This is a genomic window from Ruegeria sp. BC8, from assembly GCF_056535705.1.
The window spans coordinates 2,636,104-2,654,140 of sequence record NZ_JBQFIV010000001.1 but is presented as its reverse complement, the minus strand read 5'-3'; the positions used below and the strand labels follow the sequence as shown (position 1 = coordinate 2,654,140).

Here is an 18,037-nt window from a genome sequence, read left to right as displayed (position 1 = left end):
GAAAAAGGGCGGTGTCCGGGAGAACCGGCACCGCCCTTTGCTTGCCTGCAGAGCGACTTAGCGCTTGCCGTAGTACAGCCCGACCACATGTTCGGCCTGGGCAAAGAACAGCCAGCGCGAGGTTGCGATACCCGCCATATGAGACAGCACCGCCAGCGCTCCGACCAGGTGGTTGAACGGTAGGATCAACAGACCGACGGGAACCACGAAGGCCAAGGCAAAGGAAATGGCCCGCAGCTTGTCTGCGTGTTTGCGTCCGACAACGTGAACGAATTCGCGCAGCAGATAGTTGGTTCCTGTATGCGGCGGTTCAAACGCGCGGACAGAACCCCTGTCGCCAAGACCAGTTGCCGTACCAAGATTGGTTCCCGAATTGGCCAAGGCCTGATCGCCCGAACGCCAGTACAGAATCTGAACCAGCGCGGCGATCAACAGCAGCGGGATCGCAAATGCGGTCTGCCCCGCCAGAAGCGCGCCACCGGCCACGCTGAAGCTCAGAAACATCACGGGCGTCAGTGTCAGGTTCCACCGCGGGATCGTCTTGAGTTGCGTGTAGATCATCGAGGTGGTGAATACGGTCGCCAATGAGAGCAGCGAACCGATCAGACCCAGACCGGACCAGCGCTGGTCCAGAAAGATCACGCCGATCGCGTAGAGCCCCATGACCAAAAGGGCCAGAACTGCGCACCAGCCCTCGCGGCTGAGCCAGCTCGTCTTCCATTGGGTGAACGCCTTGAGCGCGCGCTCGGGGTGGCCGAGGTGGAATGTCGAGGCCATAAGCCCACCCACAGACAGTGCATAGGCGATGGCGAAGAACACGAAGGCCACCCAGCCCGAGACATTCGGAAAGCCGAGGCCCAGAAAAAACAGCAGGCCGAAGCCCAGCCCGGACAGAGTGGTGAACAGGATGACGGAAGGTGCGGGATGCATGTCAGAGCTTCTCCAATGCCTTGTCCAGCCAGCCAAGGAAGCCTTTGGGTTCTTCGGCGACGGGCGCCAGCAGGGGCGCCAGGATGTCGATCTGGTCCTCGACCGTATCCTTGGGGCGGGGTGGCAGGTATTTGTTGACCGGTTTGGTACCCATTTCGGGCATCAGATCCATTCCGCCGCGCTCGGCCACCAGTTGGCTGACCGCGCTGTTGGGATCGCCCAGGTCACCGAAATGGCGGGCGCCCGCGGGGCAGGTCCGCACGCAGGCGGGAACGCGGTCTTCCTCGGGCAGGTTGTCGTTGTAGATGCGATCGACGCAAAGGGTGCATTTCTTCATGACGCCCTCTGCGGCGTCCAGTTCGCGCGCGCCATAGGGGCAGGCCCAGGCGCACAGGCCACAGCCGATGCAGTCGCTTTCGTTGACCAGCACGATCCCGTCCTCGACCCGCTTGTAACTGGCGCCGGTGGGGCAGACGGTGACGCAGGGCGCATCCTCGCAATGCAGGCAGGACTTGGGGAAATGGATCAGCTGGGCGGCACCTTCGGCCGGCTGCACCTCGTAGGAGTGCACCCGGTTCAGGAACGTGCCCGAGGGGTCGGCGCCATAGGCGTCCTGATCGGACAGGGGGGCGCCGTAGTTCTCGGTGTTCCAGCCCTTGCAGGAGATCACGCAGGCATGACAGCCGACGCAGGTATCAAGGTCAATGACCAGGCCCATTTTTCGCTCGGTGGATTGGGGAAGTTGGGTCATGGCGTCTGCTCTTTGTCGAGGGCCGGGGCCGAAAGGGGGGCAGCCCCCTCCTGAGCCGCTCGGCTCAATTCATCCCCGGAGTATTGCGGGCCAAATGGAGTGTGGCGCAGGGTCATTTGCCAACCTTCCATGCGAGATCCTTGGGGCCGGTACCGACCGGAGATTTGATTGACGGGAATTCCGGCTGGCTTTGGGCGTCTGCCGGTGCTTCGGCTTTTTCGATCTTGACCTTGAGGTCAAACCACGCGGCCTGTCCGGTGATCGGGTCGGAATTGGCCCAGCGCAGACCGTCGCCCCTGGGCGGCAGCAATTCGTGGATCAGGTGGTTGAGCAGAAAGCCCTTGGTCGCCTCGGGTGCGTCGGGCTGCAGCGCCCATGCCCCTTTGCGTTTGCCGATGGCGTTCCATGTCCAGACGGTGTTGTCGTTCAACGCCGCCATTTCCATCACCGGCACAGTGATTTCTCCGTGCGGAGAACTGACTTTGGCCCAGTCCCCGTCCTTCAGTCCGTGTTCGCACATCAGCTTGGTGGGAACATACAGCGGGTTGCGCCCGTGCAGTTGCCGCAACCAGGCATTCTGGGTGCCCCAGCTGTGATACATCGCCATGGGGCGCTGGGTCAGGGCGTTTACGGTGAAGCCTTCGTTTCCGGTCTGGTCGGTCTCGTACCAGATCGGAAGCGGGTCCATGGTTTCTTTGATCCGGCCGCGCAGGTGGTCGGGGGGCTGGCGGTCACCATGGCCTTCGGCGGCCAGCTGGAACTTGCGCATCGGTTCGGAATAGAGCTGGAACAGGTAGGGTTGCGGGCTGTCATACAGGCCCATACCCACCGCCCAATCCTGATAGGCGGCGTTCCAGGGTTTGTAGAACAGGGCTTCGTCCGGGATGTGTTCCAGGTAGAAGCCGCCATTCTCGATATAGTGGTCCAGTTGGTTCGGGTTCACGTCGCCTCGACCCACCTGCGAGCCATCTGCGCCGCGGAACCCAGCCAACGGGCCGATGCCGGGCTTGCGCTGATGGTTGACCATGTAATCGGCGTAGTCCGTGTATTTGGCCGAGCCGTCTTCATCGGTGAAACCCGGCAGACCCAGCTTGTTGGCCAGTTGGATCAGCACCGTCTGAAATCCGCGCACGTCGCGATCGGGTTCGATCACCGGCCAGCGGATCGCATCTGCGGCACCGTCGGCCTCGCAGATCGGGCGGTCGAGGAGCGAGATGCAGTCATGCCGCTCCAGATAGGTGGTGTCGGGCAGGATCAGGTCGGCATAGGCCACCATTTCCGAGGAATAGGCATCGGAGTAGATGATCCGCGGAATCACGTAGTCTCCGTTGTCATCCTTGTCCGTCAGCATCTCGATCACGCCCTTGGTGTTCATGGTCGAGTTCCAGGACATGTTGGCCATGTACATGAACAGCGTGTCGATCTTGTAGGGATCGCCCGCGTGAGCGTTCGAGATCACCATGTGCATCAGCCCGTGGCTGGACATCGGGTTTTCCCAAGTAAAGGCCTTGTCGATGCGCGCCGGGCTGCCATCAGCCTTCAGGGCCAGATCCTCGGGGCCGCGCACGAAACCCAGATGCGGGCCGTCCAGGGGCGAGTTTGGAGTGACCTTGCAATGGGGGGTGGGGTGTGCTTCGACTGGCTTCGGATAGGGCGGCTTGAAGCGGAACCCACCCGGGACTTCGACCGTGCCAAGCAGGATCTGCAGCACGTGCAGCGCACGGCAGGTCTGAAACCCGTTGGCATGGGCCGAAACGCCGCGCATCGCGTGCATGGCCACCGGGCGGCCGATCATCTTGCTGTGCTTTTCGCCCCGGAAGTCAGTCCATTCCTGGTCCAGCTCGAAGGCCTCGTCAAAGGCGACGCGCGCCAGTTCACCGGCGATGGCGCGGATCCGGCTGGCGGGTATGCCGCATTCTTCGGCCACCGCTTCGGGGGCGTATTCGTCGCTGAGGTATTTTTCCGCCATCAGGTGAAAGACCGGCCGGTGGGTGATGCCGTCCATTTCATAGGTGGCGGTCAGGTCCGGCCGGACGCCCGGTTTGTCGAAGGCCGTCGGTTGCCCCGTGACCCGGTCAATCACCAACGGCTTGCCGTCCGCGTCCCGCAGAAACAGGCCCTTTTCAGGACCTTCGGCGGCATTCATCAGGACAGGGGCGTTGGTATAGCGGCTCAGGTAATCCAGGTCGATCCTGCCGGCTTTCATCAACACATGGATCAGCGACAGGATGAACAGCCCGTCGGTGCCGGGCGTGATGCCGACCCAGTCATCGGCCACTGCGTTGTAGCCGGTGCGGATCGGGTTCACCCCAATCACGCGGGCACCACGCGCCTTGATCTTTCCGATGCCCATCTTGATCGGGTTGCTGTCATGGTCCTCGGCCACGCCGAACAGCATGAACAGCTTGGTGCGGTCCCAATCGGTCTGGCCGAATTCCCAGAACGCGCCGCCCATCGTGTAGATGCCGCCGGCCGCCATGTTGACCGAGCAGAAACCGCCATGGGCGGCATAGTTGCAGGTGCCGAAATTCTGGGCCCAGAAACTGGTAAAGGATTGCGACTGGTCGCGGCCGGTAAAAAAGGCCAGCTTCTCGGGGTTGTCCTCGCGCAACGGTTTGAGCCAGCCGACGGCGATGTCCAACGCTTCGTCCCAGCTTATTTCCTCGAACTCACCTGACCCGCGCGGACCCACCCGCTTGAGCGGAGCGCGCAGGCGTGACGGGGCGTTGACCTGCATGATGCCCGCGCTGCCTTTGGCGCACAGAACCCCCTTGTTCACCGGGTGGTCACGGTTGCCCTCGATGTAAGCGACCTTGCCATCCTTCATGTGGACGTTGATCCCGCACCGGCAGGCACACATGTAGCAGGTTGTCTTGCGAACCTCGTCCGAGACCTTGGGGGACGTGTCGAGGATTGGCTGCTGATGGGTCATTTGCGGATCCATTCGTTTGCGTCGGGACGAACTTGTCACTTTCAGCCCGGATTTAGAATACTGTTCTGACGATGGCGCCAGATTTGATGGTCATGTTCCCAATGCCTGCAGCACGGTCACGGCGATCATCTGTTCGACATCCTCGGCGCTGCAGCCGCGGGACAGATCATTCGCCGGTCGGGCCAGACCCTGCAGCACCGGGCCGATCGCCATGTATCCACCGATCCTCTGGGTGATCTTGTAGCTGATGTTCCCCGCGTCCAGATTGGGAAAGATCATGACGTTGGCCTTTCCGGCCACTGTCGATCCCGGAGCCTTTTTCTGGCCGACGGGGGGGTGAAAAGCCGCGTCGAATTGCAGCTCGCCGTCGACATGCAGCTCGGGATGCTGTTCGCGCAAAATATGTGTTGCCTCGGTGACCTTGTCGACACCGGGATGTCTTGCGCTGCCTTTGGTTGAAAAGCTCAGCATCGCCAGCGACGGCTGTTCCCGTAGGATGGCCCGGGCCGACTGGGCCGAGGCCGCCGCGATATGGGCCAGCTCCGATGCGGTCGGATCAATTACGAGCCCGCAATCGGAAAACAGCATCGCGCGCGCATCGGGTCCACCCGGATCCGGCGGGTACATCAGGAAAAACGAGGACACCAATCCGGCATCCGGGGCCAGGCCGATCACCTGAATCGCCGTGCGAACTACATCACCGGTCGTGTGGACAGCGCCACCGACCGTTCCCGTGGCGCGCCCTGTCCGGACCAGCATGGCCGCGTAGACCAAGGGCGTTTCGGCGGCGGACCGGGCCGACACCGCATCCACGCCCTTGTGCCGGCGCAGATCGTGGTAGATGGCCGCGAACTCCTCGGTCAGCGGCGACTCGGTCGGGTCATGGATGGAAAGGCCATCGCCCGGTGCGGCGCCCTGCGCCAGCAACTCGGCTTCGATTTCTGCCCGCGGACCGACAAGGATGATGTCGGACAGCCCTGCGGACCGGGCGGCAAGCGCCCCCGCAACGATGCGGGGATCACTGCCTTCGCTCAGAGCAACGACTGGCCGGATTGCCGGAGCTTGCTGACGCAACAACTCGATGGGTGTCAGGGTCATCCGCTCCAGCTCCGTTCCCGCTCAGACCTGCTGCGGCACCATGTCGTCGGCGGAAATGCCGGCCACGGCCACAGGCTTTTTCATCGCGTCGCGGCGGAACGGTTCACCCAGTTCCTGGTTGATCAGGGCTTCGATCAGGGTGGTGATGCCATTCTTCTGGTCTTCGATGGCCTGATTCAGGGCGGCGGTCAGCTCGTCCATGGTGCGGGCGACGACACCCTTCAGGCCGCAGGCTTGGGCGATGCCGGCATAGGACACTTTGGTGTCCAGTTCGGTGCCCACGAAGTTGTCGTCGAACCACAGGGTCGAGTTGCGCTTTTCCGCGCCCCACTGGTAGTTGCGGAACACGATCTGCGTCACGGCAGGCCATTCCTCGCGGCCGATGGCGGTCAGCTCGTTCACCGCGATGCCGAAGGCGCCGTCACCGGCAAAGCCAACTACGGGCACGTCCGGGCAGCCGATCTTGGCGCCGACGATGGCGGGCAGGCCATATCCGCACGGTCCGAACAGGCCGGGGGCCAGATACTTGCGACCTTCCTCAAAGGACGGGTAGGCGTTGCCGATGGCGCAGTTGTTGCCGATGTCCGAGCTGATGATGGCTTCTTTCGGCAGCGCGGCCTGAATGGCGCGCCATGCCATGCGGGGGCTCATCCAGTCGGGTTTGGCCGCGCGCGCGCGCTCGTTCCAGCTGGTACCGGGATCGTCGTCCTCGTGGTCCATGCTGCTGAGCTGCTGGGCCCAACGCGACTTCTTCTCGGCAATCTTGGCCTTGCGCTCGGCGCGGCCTTCGTCTCCGGCCGTGTCGCTCAGCTGCGCCAGGATGCCATTTGCCACCTTGGCCGCGTCGCCGACGATACCGACCGAGACCTTCTTGGTCAGGCCGATCCGGTCGGGGTTGATGTCGACCTGGATGATCTTGGCGTCGGCCGGCCAGTATTCCATGCCATAGCCCGGCAGGGTCGAGAACGGGTTCAGGCGCGTGCCGAGGCACAGGACCACGTCGGCTTCCTTGATCAACTCCATCGCTGCCTTGGACCCGTTGTAGCCCAGCGGACCGGCAAACAGCGGATGGCTGCCGGGGAAGGCGTCGTTGTGCTGGTAGCCGACGCAAACCGGCGCATCCAGACGCTCGGCCAGGGCCTTCGAGGCCTCGATGCCGCCTTTGGCCAGCACCACGCCCGCTCCATTCAGGATCACGGGGTTCTTGGCGTTCGACAGAAGTTCGGCGGCCTTTGCGACAGCGGTTTCACCACCTGCGGGACGCTCGAAATCGACGACCGCGGGCAGTTCGACGTCAATGACCTGAGTCCACATGTCACGCGGGATGTTGATCTGGGCCGGGGCGCTGGCGCGCTTGGCCTTCATGATCACGCGGTTCAGAACCTCGGTAACGCGGGATGGATCGCGGACCTCTTCCTGATACGCGACCATGTCTTCGAACAGCTTCATCTGTTCGACTTCCTGAAAGCCGCCCTGTCCGATGGTCTTGTTCGCCGCCTGAGGTGTGACCAGCAGCAGCGGTGTGTGGTTCCAGTAGGCGGTTTTGACGGCAGTGACGAAGTTGGTGATGCCGGGGCCGTTCTGCGCAATCATCATCGACATCTTGCCGGTGGCGCGGGTGTAGCCGTCGGCCATCATGCCGGCGCTGCCTTCGTGAGCGCAGTCCCAGAACATGATCCCGGCCTTGGGGAACAGGTCCGAAATCGGCATCATGGCCGAGCCGATGATCCCGAACGCGTGTTCGATGCCGTGCATCTGCAGAACCTTAACAAAGGCCTCTTCTGTCGTCATTTTCATTTGGACGCTCTCCAAGCAATGGTGGAAACGGTCAGGCGATACGCCTTGGCTTGCCATTGGTTTTGGCGCAACGGGGGCATCTGGGTTAGGGCCAGACACGGCGCCGGAGTAGGTCCAGTGTGGCCTCAGCAGTCCCGGATCGCGGCCGCAACCCGCTCGATTCCCGCGGGTATCCGGTCAGCCGAAATCGAGGAGTACCCCAGGCGGTAGTAGTTCCTTGGCCGATCCGGCCCCGAGAAGAACGCAGCGCCGGGCTCGATATGAACACTCTGATTTTGAAGCGTTTTCGCCAATTCCGCGGTGTCGACGTGGTCCGGTGCCTTCATCCACATCGACGATCCACCAAAGACGCCGCGTCCGGCCACGGTCAACCCGTTCGCCTCGATCGCGTCCTCGATCGTCTTGCGCCGCTGCATCAGAGCCTTGGACATACGCCGTATCTGGGCGTCATAGTGCCCGAGCGACAGGAAATAGGCCGCCGTTCGCTGGATATGGCCGGGTGGGTGTCGGAAAACGAGCGACCGCAGCGCGCGGGCCTCGCGGATGAACGGTTCGGATCCGACCATGTACCCCAACCGCAATCCCGGGAACAAAGACTTGGAAAAGCTGCCCACGTAGACCACACGCCCGTCCTTGTCCAAGGACTTGAGCGCCGGGGACGGGGCACCCAAGAAGGCCATCTCGAACTCATAGTCATCTTCGACGATCATCGCGTCCAGTTCGCGGGCGCGTTTCAACAGGTCGTGACGCCGGGCGACGGGCATTGTCGCGGTTGTCGGGCATTGGTGGCTGGGCGTGGTGTAGATCACGTCGGTGCCGTCCGGGATGGACTCGGGCGGTAACCCATCCTTGTCCACCCGCAATGGTGTCATCGAGGCATCCGAGCAGCGCATAAGCTCGTGCAGAGCGTAGTAGCTGGGATCCTCTATCGCAGCCTTGCGCCCATGGCCCAGAAGAATGCGCGAGGTCAGCCAAAGGGCGTTCTGAGCGCCCAGCGTGATCAGGATTTCCTCGGGCCGAGCGGCGATACCGCGGCGGGGCAAGGTGTGGCGGGCAATGAACTCGATCAGCAACGGATCGTCCTGATCCACATAGTCGCCGGTCAGCGAGTCGAAATCCTTGTGGCCAAGGGCTCGAACGGCGCAGAGGCGCCAGTTAGCATGATCAAACAGGGTGCGGTCGGCCTGGCCGTAGATGAACGGATAGCTGTATTCCCGCCAATCCGGTGGCTTGGCCAGAAAATCACCCTCGGAAAAGCGGCGGGCCAGTGCGGCGTCCCAGTTGACGGTTTCTTCGCTGCGCTGAACCGGTGTGTATTTCGGTGGCACCGGCGCGTTCTGTGACACGTAGTACCCGGACCGGCCTTTGGCCGTCAGATAGTCATTTGCCAGCAACTCGGTATAGGCCAGCGTCACCGTGATGCGGCTGACACCCAGGTGCGCGGCCAGTTTGCGCGACGACGGCAGTTTCTCACCAACATGAAAGCGGCCTGACAGGATGCCCTCGGCAATCATCTGCTGGATCTGCGCCTGCAGAGTGCCCTGACCGCCCGGTTTCAGAAAGAAGGTATCGACCGAAATTCCCATGCCTCGTTATATGTTGGACTTAAATACAGGGCAATCTGGACTTATTCGGGATCAACGGAAATTTATCCATACGGTTGACTCGGGCTTTGCTCATCACTAAAAAACTAGAAATCTAGTTTAATGGAGATAACCAAATGTGGGAAAAAGCTGCTGCAGGGTTTTCGGCGATGGGGTCCGAGGCGCGATTGCAGGTGCTCAAGACCCTTGTGCGGGCCGGACAGGCTGGTCTGACGGTCGGAGAGATCCAAAGTCGGACTGGGATGGCACCGTCCACCCTGGCTCATCACCTGCGATTCCTGGCGACAGGCGGCGTGGTCGAGCAGGAGAAATCCGGGCGGACCACAATCAACCGAGCATGTTTCGATGAATTGAGATCACTGGCGCAGTTCATCCTCAGCGAATGCTGCGCGGATGAATCCAGAAAGGTCGCAAACGATGGCTGAATTGACCCAATCCCCGAAGGCCGTTGGTCAAACCCTGTCCGGTCTGCTGAAGACACCCTGGGCCCTGATCGTGGCGATCCTTGTGCTTGTGGCCATTCTGGACCCGGGCAATTGGGTGAACGTCACGACTTTTGCAGCCAAGGCTCTGGTGCACACCGGTCAGTACATCCTGTTTGCAGTGCTGTTGCTGTCCTACCTCAAGGCCAGCGGGGCCGAGACTATGGTTGCCCGGGCCTTCGAGGGCCGCGAAACCCGGATGATCCTGCTGGCCGCGTTGTTCGGCGGGTTGGCTCCGTTCTGCTCCTGCGAGGTGATCCCGTTCATCGCAGGCCTGCTTGCATTGGGTGCGCCCTTGTCGGCGGTCATGGCCTTCTGGCTGAGCTCGCCGTTGATTGACCCGCCCACGCTTTTGATCACGGCGGGCGCTTTGGGCTGGCCGTTTGCGATCGGCAAAGCCGTTGCAGCCGTTGCACTGGGATTGTTCGGCGGGTTCGCGGTGCGTTTTCTCATGCGTCAGGGTGCCTTTGCCCAACCTTTGCGCCACTATGAACCGGCCGGATGCTGTGGCTGCGGTCCGAAGAAAGACAAGCTGCTTTGGCGCTTTTGGCAAGAGCCCGAACGCCGCGTCCGGTTCCGTCGGGAATTCGTGCAGAACGGCCTGTTCCTGCTGAAGTGGCTCGCTCTGGCCTATGTGCTCGAGGCGCTGCTTGTCAGCTATGTTCCGGCTGATCTGATCGCGCGGCTGGTTGGTGGCGACGGTGCCTTGCCGATCGTGATCGCCGCCTTTGTCGGGATGCCGGCCTACCTGAATTCGTATGTCGCGCCGCCTCTTCTGGCCGGCCTGATGGAGCAGGGGATGAGCGCGGGCGCGGCGATGTCCTTCATGATCGCCGGGGCCGTCAGTTCCATTCCGGCCATGGCGGCTGTCTGGTCTCTGGTCAAACCCCGTGTGTTCGCAGCCTATATCGGGCTTGGGATTAGCGGAGCCATTGCAGCAGGGATTCTGTTCCAGCTTTTGTAAGAAGAAAACCGCCCGGAGTATTCTTCGGGCGGTTCTGTATATCAGCTTGCGCCGCAGTTGCTTGGCAATTTGAACCGATAGCGCGGTTCGCCGCTGTCCACGAAAACCCGTTTTTCCACACAGGCCGTGGTTCCGACACTGCGCGCGATCGGCGCCTCGGTCGCGGTGATTGAAGTTGCCGATCCGTCCGGCAATCGAACCGACGCGATGACCCCGTTCTTGAGATCACCATTGATCGGTGTGGCCGACAGTACAGGAACGGTCATATACGCTTCGTGTTCGTGTTTCCCATCGCCGCTGAACAGCAGCAGACCGGCAGCTACGGCGATAACGGCCACGCCGCCCAGAATGGCCAGTCCCTTGGTTTTTGCGAAAGCGTAAATCGAAACCGCCCGGTGCGGCCCGAAGATAGACGATAGAATGTTCAGCATGGTCCAGTTCCAAAAAGGCCCCGGTCCATCGGACCGGGGCCAGCACAGTGTCAGTTGCGCAGGTCGTCCTCGTCGTCTTCTTCGGCGCCGCCCTTGGGCAGGTTGAAGAAGCTGTCGGCATCCACCACTGCTTCGTCTTCTTTTTCCTCGTCGCCGTCATCGGACAGCGAGAAGGTTTCCAGCCCCTCGATCGCCGTGGGGATCTTGGGAGCGGCATCCATTTCCAGCGACTGTTCGGTAGAGACCAACTTGCGGCGCTCGTCATCGCTCATGACGCCACCTTCGGCGGCCTTCTTGGCGGCGGCTTTCTGGACGGCGGCATCTAGTTCGGATTGTTTGCACAGGCCCAGCGCGACCGGGTCGATCGGCTGCATATTGGCGATGTTCCAGTGGGTGCGCTCGCGGATCGACTGGATCGTGGGCTTGGTGGTTCCAACCAGTTTGGCGATCTGGCCATCGGTCAGCTCCGGGTGGAACTTGACCAGCCACAGGATCGAGTTCGGTCGGTCCTGACGCTTGGACAGCGGCGTGTAGCGCGGACCGCGGCGCTTTTCCTCGCCGGCGGCGGCCGGGTTGAACTTGAGCTTCAGCTTGTGCAGCGGATCGTTCTCGGCCTTGTCGATCTCTTCCTGAGTCAGTTGGTTGTTGGCGATCGGGTCGAACCCCTTAACGCCTGCCGCCACATCGCCATCAGCGATGCCTTGCACTTCCAACTCGTGCATGCCCACGAAATCCGCGATCTGCTTGAAGCTGATCGTGGTATTGTCCACCAGCCAAACGGCGGTTGCCTTGGCCATCAGGGGTTTTGCCATCAGCCCGTCTCCTTTGAATACATCTGTCCCGTCGCCGGAATTCGGCGGCCCCGTGGTCTTGGGGCAGGTTTCCGTTGTCGGGGAACTTGGCCCGTATATAGTCGTGCAGATGCAAGAAGGGAAGAGGCGAATGCGCTGGGCGTTATTGGGGCTGCTGGTGTGGACTTTGGGCGCGACGGCCGCGCTGGCCGATGGCGAGAAGTCGGGCGTGTTCGACTATTACGTCCTGTCGCTGAGCTGGTCGCCCAACTGGTGCGCCCGCGAAGGCGACGCGCGCGGATCCGACCAATGCGATGCGCGCCACGATCACGGCTGGATCCTGCACGGGTTGTGGCCGCAATATCACCAAGGCTGGCCCTCCTATTGCCCGACAGCCAAGGCGCCGCCGTCCCGTGCGATGACCCGACAGATGGAAGATATTCAAGGCAGTTCGGGTCTGGCCTGGCACCAGTGGAAGAAACACGGCACCTGTTCGGGCCTGTCCGCAGCGGACTACTACGCGTTGTCCCGGCAAGCCTATGACCGCATCACCCGACCGCCGGTGTTTCGCAAGTTGGACAAAGCCGTGAAACTGCCGGCGCGCGTGGTCGAGGATGCCTTCCTCGACGCCAATCCGGGGCTCGAGCCAGACATGATCACCGTCACTTGCAAGCAGGGTTACATCGAAGAAGTGCGCGTCTGTCTGTCACGTGATCTGGACCCGGTGCCCTGTGGACGGGACGTGATCCGGGACTGCACCGCTTCGGATGCGTTGTTCGATCCGATTCGCTAGAGCTTCTTGTTCTGGCAGTCCCGCGCATAGTCCAATGCCTTGGCGGTGCCCTTCAGATCGATCGCCAAAACCCGCTCGCCTGCGGGGTTGTAGATCGTCATCGTCTTGTTCTGGGCGATGGCCGCAACAAAGTTCCGGTCGGTGAAGAACACGGTCGCACCGGGCACCCGATCCTGCTTGAACCCGATGGCTGTGGCGTCAAAGCTCTTGCCGTCCAGCTCGAACCGGATCGGATAGGATTTGCCGGGCTCGATGTTGCCCCACCCCTTGTGGAAAACGGTGAAATAGCCCCGATTGTCCAGAGCATCATAGCCCAGGCGCACCACGGACAGGTCCTGATACACTGTCTGGATCAGACAGCCGTTGCCCAGATTGGGGTCCATCATGATGTTCCAGCCTTCGACGAACCCCTTGTCGACCAGTTGCTGTGACCACGCGGAAGTGGCGGTGAAGGCGGCGAAGGTCAGGGCGAGAAGGCGTTTCATGGCGGGTTCCGATATCAAATGGGTCAGGCTAGGGCATAGTACACGGTGGGGGGTCGACGGAAAGATCATTCTAGGCCTCGGCAGCAGTGCATGATGATCTATGTGCATGGAACAACACGGCTTTGCCTTGTGGGGCGGGCGCTTGAAACAAGGACGTTGCAAAATACGTCTTGCCCAATAGACCAAGGAGCAAGCCATGCCTCAACATCCAAGAACATTCTCTCACATCGGGTTGTCCGTCCCGAACGTGGACGAAGCCGTGAAATTCTATTCCGAGGTTTTGGGATTTTACGTGATCATGCCGCCAACCGACGTGGTCGAGGATGACACGGACATCGGCGTGATGTGCACGGACGTGTTTGGCCCGAATTGGAAAAAACTGCGTATCGCGCATCTGGCGACCGCCGATCGTATCGGGATCGAGCTTTTTGAGTTTGATGGAAACTACGCGCCGGAAAACAACATCGACTTTCGCAGGAACGGGACGTTCCATTTCTGCGTCCAGGATCCTGATGTCGAAGGCTTGGTGGAAAAAATCGTGGCGGCCGGCGGGAAACAACGCATGCCTATCCGATACTACTACCCCGGCGAGAAACCCTACCGCATGGTCTATGTCGAGGATCCGTTCGGGATAGTCTTCGAGATCTACAGCCATTCCTATGAATTGACCTACTCGTCGGGTGCCTACACCTGACCGATGGGTAAAGTGGTACCTTGCAATCGGGGAGGGGCGAGAGCGTGCTGCTTGCAGGCAGCACGCGGCGGCTACAGTTCTTTCCGCGCCCGCAGCGCTGCGGTGATGGTCCCGTCATCCAGATAGTCCAACTCGCCCCCGATCGGCACGCCCTGCGCCAGCGAGGTCAGGCGGACCTGTCCTTCCAACTGATCTGCGATGTAATGGGCCGTGGTCTGCCCGTCGACGGTCGCGTTCAGGGCCAGGATTACTTCCGTGATGTTTTCGGCGGTGACGCGGTCGCGCAGGCGGGGGATGCGCAGGTCTTCCGGGCCGACGCCGTCCAGCGCCGAGAGCGTTCCGCCCAGCACATGGTAGCGGCCTTTGAACACGCCCGCGCGTTCCATCGCCCACAGGTCGGCCACGTCTTCGACCACGCACAGCTCACCGGTGGCGCGGTGTTCGGAATTGCAGATGTCGCAGATGTCGGTGGTGCCCACGTTGCCGCAGTTCAGGCATTCGCGTGCGGTGGCGGCGACCTGCTGCATGGCGTCCGACAACGGCGTCAGCAGCAGGGCGCGTTTGCGGATCAGGTGCAGCACCGCCCGCCGGGCCGAGCGCGGTCCCAGCCCCGGCAGCTTGGCCATCAGATCGATCAGGGCGTCGATGTCACTGTTCGAACTCATGGCCTGTCCTGCGTGGCTTTGGCGGCGGGGGGGCGAGGGGCAAAGATCAGAACGGCAGCTTGATGTCCGCCGGCAGGCCCATGCTTTCGGTCAGCTTGGCCATTTCTTCCTGCGACCGCTCGGCCGCTTTGGTCTGCGCGTCCTTGATGGCGGCCAGGATCAGGTCTTCGACCACTTCCTTGTCGTCGCTGTTGAAGATCGACGGGTCGATGTCCAGCCCTTTCAGCTCGCCCTTGGCCGAGGCCGTGGCCTTGACCAGGCCCGCACCGGATTCGCCGACGACCATGATAGTGTTCAGCTCTTCCTGCATCTGCGCCATCTTGGTCTGCAGTTCCTGCGCGGATTTCATCATCTTGGCCATGTCGCCCAGACCGCCGAGTCCTTTGAGCATCTGTATGTCTCCTGTCATTCGATTTGCGGCCTAAATACGGGCCGTCTGCGTCCTTCACAAGGGCAGCGCGCCTTCTGCGCGGATGATCAGTCTTCCTCGAACGGATCCCATTCGTCTTCGACCTCGGGCAGGGCTTCGGTTTCGACTTTGGCCGCACGGTCCTGAGGCGTTTCGATCCGGGTGATGCGGGCCATGGGGAACTGTGTCAGAACCGCCTGAACCAAAGGGTGTTCTTCGGCCTTGGCCTTCAGCGCCAGCTCGGCCGCGTCGCGCAGTTCGGCGATGGTGGGCGCGTCCCCGTCCGAGACGATCGAGACCGCCCAGCGATTGCCGGTCCAGCGCTGCAGCGCGGACCCGAGCCGCGCGGCCAGGTCGGTGGGCGCCTTTTCGGTGGGCGTGAACTCGATCCGGCCCGGCTGGTACGAGACAAGGCGGACGCCGTTCTCGACCTCGACCAGAAGCTTCACGTCACGGTTGGAGCGGATCAGCTCGACCACATGCTCAAACGTTGGATAACGCGCCAGCGCGGTCTGCACGTCTTGGGCCAACGCCGCCGTGGGCGCGCCGCCCACACCGCGCGGGGTGGGCGCATAGGCCGAGGCCGTCGCGGTCACGGGCGGGGCGGTGTTGCCGGCAACCGGAACGCCGCCCCCCGGCCCGCCGACGGGCGGCGGAGGGCTGTCCTGAAGGCGTTTGATCAACTCTTCAGGGCTGGGCAGATCGGCCACATGGGTCAGGCGGATCACCGCCATTTCCGCGGCCATCATGGCGTTGGGGGCGGCCGAGACTTCCTCTAGTGCCTTCAGCAGCATCTGCCACATCCGGGTCAGCGCCCGCATCGGCAGCGCCTCGGCCATCTGCTGGCCGCGGGTGCGTTCATCGGGCGAGACGGTGGGATCTTCGGCTGCGTCGGGGGTGATCTTCACCACCGAGACCCAATGCGTGATTTCGGCCAGATCGCGCAGCACCGCCAGCGGGTCGGCGCCCTCGGCATATTGCGCGCCCAGTTCGGTCAGGGCCCCGGCCGCATCGCCGCGCAGGATCATGTCCATCAGGTCCAGCACGCGGCCCCGGTCGGCCAGTCCCAGCATCGCGCGAACCTGGTCGGCGGTGGTTTCGCCGGCACCATGGCTGATTGCCTGATCCAGCAGCGAGGTCGCATCCCGGGCCGAGCCTTCGGCGGCGCGGGTGATCAGTGCCAGCGCGTCATCCGAGATTTCCGCGCCCTCGGCGGTGGCGATCTTGCGCAGCAGGCCGATCATCACTTCGGGCTCGATCCGGCGCAGGTCGAACCGTTGGCAGCGCGACAGCACGGTGACCGGAACCTTGCGGATCTCGGTCGTGGCGAAGATGAATTTCACATGCTCGGGCGGTTCCTCCAGCGTTTTCAACAGCGCGTTGAAGGCGCTGGTCGACAGCATGTGGACTTCGTCGATGATGTAGATCTTGTACCGCGCGCTGGCGGCGCGATAGCGCACGCTGTCGATGATCTCTCGGATGTCGTTCACGCCGGTGCGGCTGGCGGCGTCCATTTCCAGCACGTCCACATGGCGACCTTCCATGATGGCCACGCAATGCTCGCACTGGCCGCAGGGTTCGGTCGTTGGGCCGCCATTGCCGTCGGGTCCGATGCAGTTCATGCCCTTGGCGATGATCCGGGCCGTGGTCGTCTTGCCGGTGCCGCGGATGCCGGTCATGATGAAGGCCTGCGCGATCCGGTCCGCCTCGAACGCGTTTTTCAGCGTGCGCACCATGGCATCCTGACCGACCAGGTCGGCAAAGGTTTCCGGGCGGTATTTTCGGGCGAGAACCTGATAGGCGGGGCTGGACTGTGTGGTCATGTCTGCTCTGACGGATTCGTACTGACGATGCAGGGTAGAGTTCCAGGTGCCCCGCGTCCACAGCACCGGTGCAGGTTTTTCGCTTTGGCGAGCGCGCGGTGTGAGGCATACTGCGCGGATCAAGTTCAATCAGCCAGTTTCGGGGGGAACGTCTGATGACAAATCTTGTGGTTCATGCATTGCAGGTGGGCGGCGGAACGCTGGCCCTGACCTCGGTTCCCGGCGGTGGCGGCGACTATGAGGGAGACCTGGACCTGATTTCAGCTTGGGCGCCGGGGTTGGTGATTTCGATGACAACCCTTGCCGAACTGGTTTCTGTGGGTGCGGGCGAATTGGGTTGTGACATCCATCGGCGCGCCTGCCGGTGGGCACATCTACCGGTCGCCGACTTCTCGGTGCCGTCGACCGAGATATCCGGCCGCTGGCCCGAAGTCAGTGCCGCCGCCCGCCATGCGCTGTCGGGCGGCGGGCGGGTACTGGTTCACTGCCGGGGCGGTTGCGGACGGTCGGGCATGGTTGTCCTGCGCTTGATGATAGAAAGCGGCGAGCAGCCGGAACAGGCCCTGAAACGCCTGCGGGCCGTACGCCCCTGCGCGGTCGAGACTGATGCTCAGATGGACTGGGCCGTCGCCCCGGCGCGCGAGGCACTGGCGACCTGACCTTCAGGCGGTTGCGCGGAATTCGCGCTCGGCCCTGACCACCGGCATGATCGCCGTGGCCTGCAGCATCGCACAGGGTCGATCACCAATGACCTGTGCGGGCAGGGCGTCGCGCTGGTCGTCAAACAGCATGTCGGCAAAGGTATCAAGGCAGTCGGGTGGGGTGTCGGCGGCCGCTCCGCAATACACGCGGATCCGTTCGGGACGTGCATCGAACCGCGCCGTGCAGCCATGTTCGCAATGGGCCAGTTCGCTGCTGCCTTCCACTTGGAAGTCGGGGGATGTAGCGGCCTGCGCCGTCGCCATTGCCTGCGCGATGGCCCGTGCCATGCGCGCCAATGCCGGGCAGGTCTTTCCGGTGCGCTGGCAGATGGTTGCCACGAATTCATGGGTATCGGTCTTCCAAATCATGTTGCGCCCTCCGCGCGCTGGCGGGGTGGATTTGGACAGACGCCGGTTTCAAAGCCAGACCCTGCCCGGACACCCCGTCCGAGTTTCGGTTTCACGTTTGATGGCAGGTCTCCTGACTTGCGGGTCTTTGCTTTGCCGACCTTCCCAACCTTGCGGTCAGTGGTATTTCGGCATCGCTCTCCGCCTACAGTTGCGGGGGCAGTCGCGGCCTTGGTCCGCTCCGGAGTTCCGGGTTGGACCGCACCGTGTTCCCTTTTCATCCCGGACCGAAACGGTACGGGAACCATCCCCTCATCGCTAGCGGTGTATCCGGGATCG

At 62.4% G+C, this 18,037-nt stretch carries 18 protein-coding genes and 1 riboswitch; of the genes, 5 read left to right on the top strand and 13 right to left on the bottom strand.

Annotated elements, in window-relative coordinates; all coding sequences use genetic code 11:
- Nucleotides 1-57 precede the first annotated feature (57 nt).
- From ACR3EK_RS13375 to pdxR, 6 genes are all read right to left on the bottom strand, one after another.
- Entirely contained in the window at nucleotides 58-930 is an 873-nt protein-coding gene (locus tag ACR3EK_RS13375; RefSeq protein ID WP_170364299.1) for a dimethyl sulfoxide reductase anchor subunit family protein, read from the bottom strand.
- Nucleotide 931: 1 nt separating this feature from the next.
- The gene (locus ACR3EK_RS13370) at nucleotides 932-1,681 is read right to left on the bottom strand and encodes a 4Fe-4S dicluster domain-containing protein (protein ID WP_480633605.1); all 750 of its coding nucleotides are present in this window, start codon (nucleotides 1,679-1,681) and stop codon (nucleotides 932-934) included.
- Between the two features lie 112 nt (nucleotides 1,682-1,793).
- A complete protein-coding gene (locus ACR3EK_RS13365; RefSeq protein ID WP_480633604.1) occupies nucleotides 1,794-4,613 on the bottom strand; it encodes a molybdopterin oxidoreductase family protein in 2,820 nt (939 codons plus the stop codon).
- Between the two features lie 90 nt (nucleotides 4,614-4,703).
- Nucleotides 4,704-5,711 carry a phosphate acetyltransferase gene (gene pta / locus ACR3EK_RS13360; RefSeq protein WP_480633603.1) on the bottom strand — a complete coding sequence of 336 codons (1,008 nt, stop codon included), beginning with the start codon at nucleotides 5,709-5,711 and terminating at the stop codon, nucleotides 4,704-4,706.
- A gap of 21 nt (nucleotides 5,712-5,732) precedes the next feature.
- On the bottom strand, nucleotides 5,733-7,508 hold the full coding sequence (gene xsc, locus ACR3EK_RS13355) for a sulfoacetaldehyde acetyltransferase (protein ID WP_093964302.1): 1,776 nt from the start codon (nucleotides 7,506-7,508) through the stop codon (nucleotides 5,733-5,735).
- Between the two features lie 125 nt (nucleotides 7,509-7,633).
- On the bottom strand, nucleotides 7,634-9,094 hold the full coding sequence (gene pdxR, locus ACR3EK_RS13350; RefSeq protein ID WP_480633602.1) for a MocR-like pyridoxine biosynthesis transcription factor PdxR: 1,461 nt from the start codon (nucleotides 9,092-9,094) through the stop codon (nucleotides 7,634-7,636).
- Nucleotides 9,095-9,228: 134 nt separating this feature from the next.
- Here pdxR and ACR3EK_RS13345 point away from each other — a divergent pair, with 134 nt between their 5' ends.
- Both ACR3EK_RS13345 and ACR3EK_RS13340 read left to right on the top strand, forming a co-directional pair.
- Nucleotides 9,229-9,537, top strand: coding sequence for an ArsR/SmtB family transcription factor (locus ACR3EK_RS13345; RefSeq protein WP_480633601.1), 309 nt, complete (start codon nucleotides 9,229-9,231; stop codon nucleotides 9,535-9,537).
- Complete coding sequence (locus tag ACR3EK_RS13340) at nucleotides 9,530-10,558, top strand: permease (protein ID WP_170434031.1); 1,029 nt, start codon at nucleotides 9,530-9,532, stop codon at nucleotides 10,556-10,558. Before ACR3EK_RS13345 ends, ACR3EK_RS13340 begins: the two co-directional genes overlap by 8 nt.
- A 41-nt stretch (nucleotides 10,559-10,599) precedes the next feature.
- Here the strand turns inward: ACR3EK_RS13340 and ACR3EK_RS13335 are convergent, their stop codons facing one another.
- A complete protein-coding gene (locus ACR3EK_RS13335) occupies nucleotides 10,600-10,989 on the bottom strand; it encodes a hypothetical protein (RefSeq protein WP_170341377.1) in 390 nt (129 codons plus the stop codon).
- Nucleotides 10,990-11,039: 50 nt separating this feature from the next.
- Nucleotides 11,040-11,801, bottom strand: a complete 762-nt coding sequence (locus tag ACR3EK_RS13330) for a DUF1013 domain-containing protein (protein WP_170341379.1) — start codon at nucleotides 11,799-11,801, stop codon at nucleotides 11,040-11,042.
- Between the two features lie 130 nt (nucleotides 11,802-11,931).
- On the opposite strand from ACR3EK_RS13330, the gene ACR3EK_RS13325 reads away from it, so the two are divergent.
- Complete coding sequence (locus ACR3EK_RS13325) at nucleotides 11,932-12,573, top strand: ribonuclease T2 family protein (RefSeq protein ID WP_170341381.1); 642 nt, start codon at nucleotides 11,932-11,934, stop codon at nucleotides 12,571-12,573.
- On the opposite strand, the gene ACR3EK_RS13320 is transcribed toward ACR3EK_RS13325, so the two are convergent.
- A complete protein-coding gene (locus ACR3EK_RS13320) occupies nucleotides 12,570-13,058 on the bottom strand; it encodes a hypothetical protein (RefSeq protein ID WP_170341383.1) in 489 nt (162 codons plus the stop codon). The genes ACR3EK_RS13325 and ACR3EK_RS13320 overlap by 4 nt on opposite strands.
- Nucleotides 13,059-13,254: 196 nt before the next feature.
- On the opposite strand from ACR3EK_RS13320, the gene ACR3EK_RS13315 reads away from it, so the two are divergent.
- Nucleotides 13,255-13,752 (top strand): lactoylglutathione lyase family protein, encoded by a 498-nt coding sequence (locus tag ACR3EK_RS13315; RefSeq protein ID WP_093964418.1) that lies wholly within the window; start codon nucleotides 13,255-13,257, stop codon nucleotides 13,750-13,752.
- 71 nt (nucleotides 13,753-13,823) lie between these two features.
- Here ACR3EK_RS13315 and recR read toward each other — a convergent pair whose 3' ends face one another.
- The 3 genes from recR to ACR3EK_RS13300 form a co-directional block, all read right to left on the bottom strand.
- Nucleotides 13,824-14,417, bottom strand: coding sequence for a recombination mediator RecR (recR, locus tag ACR3EK_RS13310; protein ID WP_480633600.1), 594 nt, complete (start codon nucleotides 14,415-14,417; stop codon nucleotides 13,824-13,826).
- Between the two features lie 46 nt (nucleotides 14,418-14,463).
- Nucleotides 14,464-14,808 (bottom strand): YbaB/EbfC family nucleoid-associated protein, encoded by a 345-nt coding sequence (locus ACR3EK_RS13305; protein ID WP_005980576.1) that lies wholly within the window; start codon nucleotides 14,806-14,808, stop codon nucleotides 14,464-14,466.
- A gap of 86 nt (nucleotides 14,809-14,894) precedes the next feature.
- Nucleotides 14,895-16,649 (bottom strand): DNA polymerase III subunit gamma/tau, encoded by a 1,755-nt coding sequence (locus ACR3EK_RS13300; RefSeq protein ID WP_480633599.1) that lies wholly within the window; start codon nucleotides 16,647-16,649, stop codon nucleotides 14,895-14,897.
- 155 nt (nucleotides 16,650-16,804) lie between these two features.
- On the opposite strand from ACR3EK_RS13300, the gene ACR3EK_RS13295 reads away from it, so the two are divergent.
- Nucleotides 16,805-17,308, top strand: a complete 504-nt coding sequence (locus ACR3EK_RS13295) for a protein-tyrosine phosphatase family protein (RefSeq protein ID WP_480633598.1) — start codon at nucleotides 16,805-16,807, stop codon at nucleotides 17,306-17,308.
- A 3-nt stretch (nucleotides 17,309-17,311) separates the two neighbouring features.
- On the opposite strand, the gene ACR3EK_RS13290 is transcribed toward ACR3EK_RS13295, so the two are convergent.
- On the bottom strand, nucleotides 17,312-17,719 hold the full coding sequence (locus tag ACR3EK_RS13290) for a hypothetical protein (protein WP_480633597.1): 408 nt from the start codon (nucleotides 17,717-17,719) through the stop codon (nucleotides 17,312-17,314).
- 85 nt (nucleotides 17,720-17,804) lie between these two features.
- Nucleotides 17,805-18,020: riboswitch (cobalamin riboswitch) on the bottom strand.
- Between the last annotated feature and the right edge of the window lie 17 nt (nucleotides 18,021-18,037).

Coding starts and splice junctions, on each gene's coding strand:
- ACR3EK_RS13375 (WP_170364299.1), bottom strand. CDS start 930: ATGCATCCCGCACCTTCCGTCATCCTGTTCACCACTCTGTCCGGGCTG.
- ACR3EK_RS13370 (WP_480633605.1), bottom strand. CDS start 1,681: ATGACCCAACTTCCCCAATCCACCGAGCGAAAAATGGGCCTGGTCATT.
- ACR3EK_RS13365 (WP_480633604.1), bottom strand. CDS start 4,613: ATGACCCATCAGCAGCCAATCCTCGACACGTCCCCCAAGGTCTCGGAC.
- pta (WP_480633603.1), bottom strand. CDS start 5,711: ATGACCCTGACACCCATCGAGTTGTTGCGTCAGCAAGCTCCGGCAATC.
- xsc (WP_093964302.1), bottom strand. CDS start 7,508: ATGAAAATGACGACAGAAGAGGCCTTTGTTAAGGTTCTGCAGATGCAC.
- pdxR (WP_480633602.1), bottom strand. CDS start 9,094: ATGGGAATTTCGGTCGATACCTTCTTTCTGAAACCGGGCGGTCAGGGC.
- ACR3EK_RS13345 (WP_480633601.1), top strand. CDS start 9,229: ATGTGGGAAAAAGCTGCTGCAGGGTTTTCGGCGATGGGGTCCGAGGCG.
- ACR3EK_RS13340 (WP_170434031.1), top strand. CDS start 9,530: ATGGCTGAATTGACCCAATCCCCGAAGGCCGTTGGTCAAACCCTGTCC.
- ACR3EK_RS13335 (WP_170341377.1), bottom strand. CDS start 10,989: ATGCTGAACATTCTATCGTCTATCTTCGGGCCGCACCGGGCGGTTTCG.
- ACR3EK_RS13330 (WP_170341379.1), bottom strand. CDS start 11,801: ATGGCAAAACCCCTGATGGCCAAGGCAACCGCCGTTTGGCTGGTGGAC.
- ACR3EK_RS13325 (WP_170341381.1), top strand. CDS start 11,932: ATGCGCTGGGCGTTATTGGGGCTGCTGGTGTGGACTTTGGGCGCGACG.
- ACR3EK_RS13320 (WP_170341383.1), bottom strand. CDS start 13,058: ATGAAACGCCTTCTCGCCCTGACCTTCGCCGCCTTCACCGCCACTTCC.
- ACR3EK_RS13315 (WP_093964418.1), top strand. CDS start 13,255: ATGCCTCAACATCCAAGAACATTCTCTCACATCGGGTTGTCCGTCCCG.
- recR (WP_480633600.1), bottom strand. CDS start 14,417: ATGAGTTCGAACAGTGACATCGACGCCCTGATCGATCTGATGGCCAAG.
- ACR3EK_RS13305 (WP_005980576.1), bottom strand. CDS start 14,808: ATGCTCAAAGGACTCGGCGGTCTGGGCGACATGGCCAAGATGATGAAA.
- ACR3EK_RS13300 (WP_480633599.1), bottom strand. CDS start 16,649: ATGACCACACAGTCCAGCCCCGCCTATCAGGTTCTCGCCCGAAAATAC.
- ACR3EK_RS13295 (WP_480633598.1), top strand. CDS start 16,805: ATGACAAATCTTGTGGTTCATGCATTGCAGGTGGGCGGCGGAACGCTG.
- ACR3EK_RS13290 (WP_480633597.1), bottom strand. CDS start 17,719: ATGATTTGGAAGACCGATACCCATGAATTCGTGGCAACCATCTGCCAG.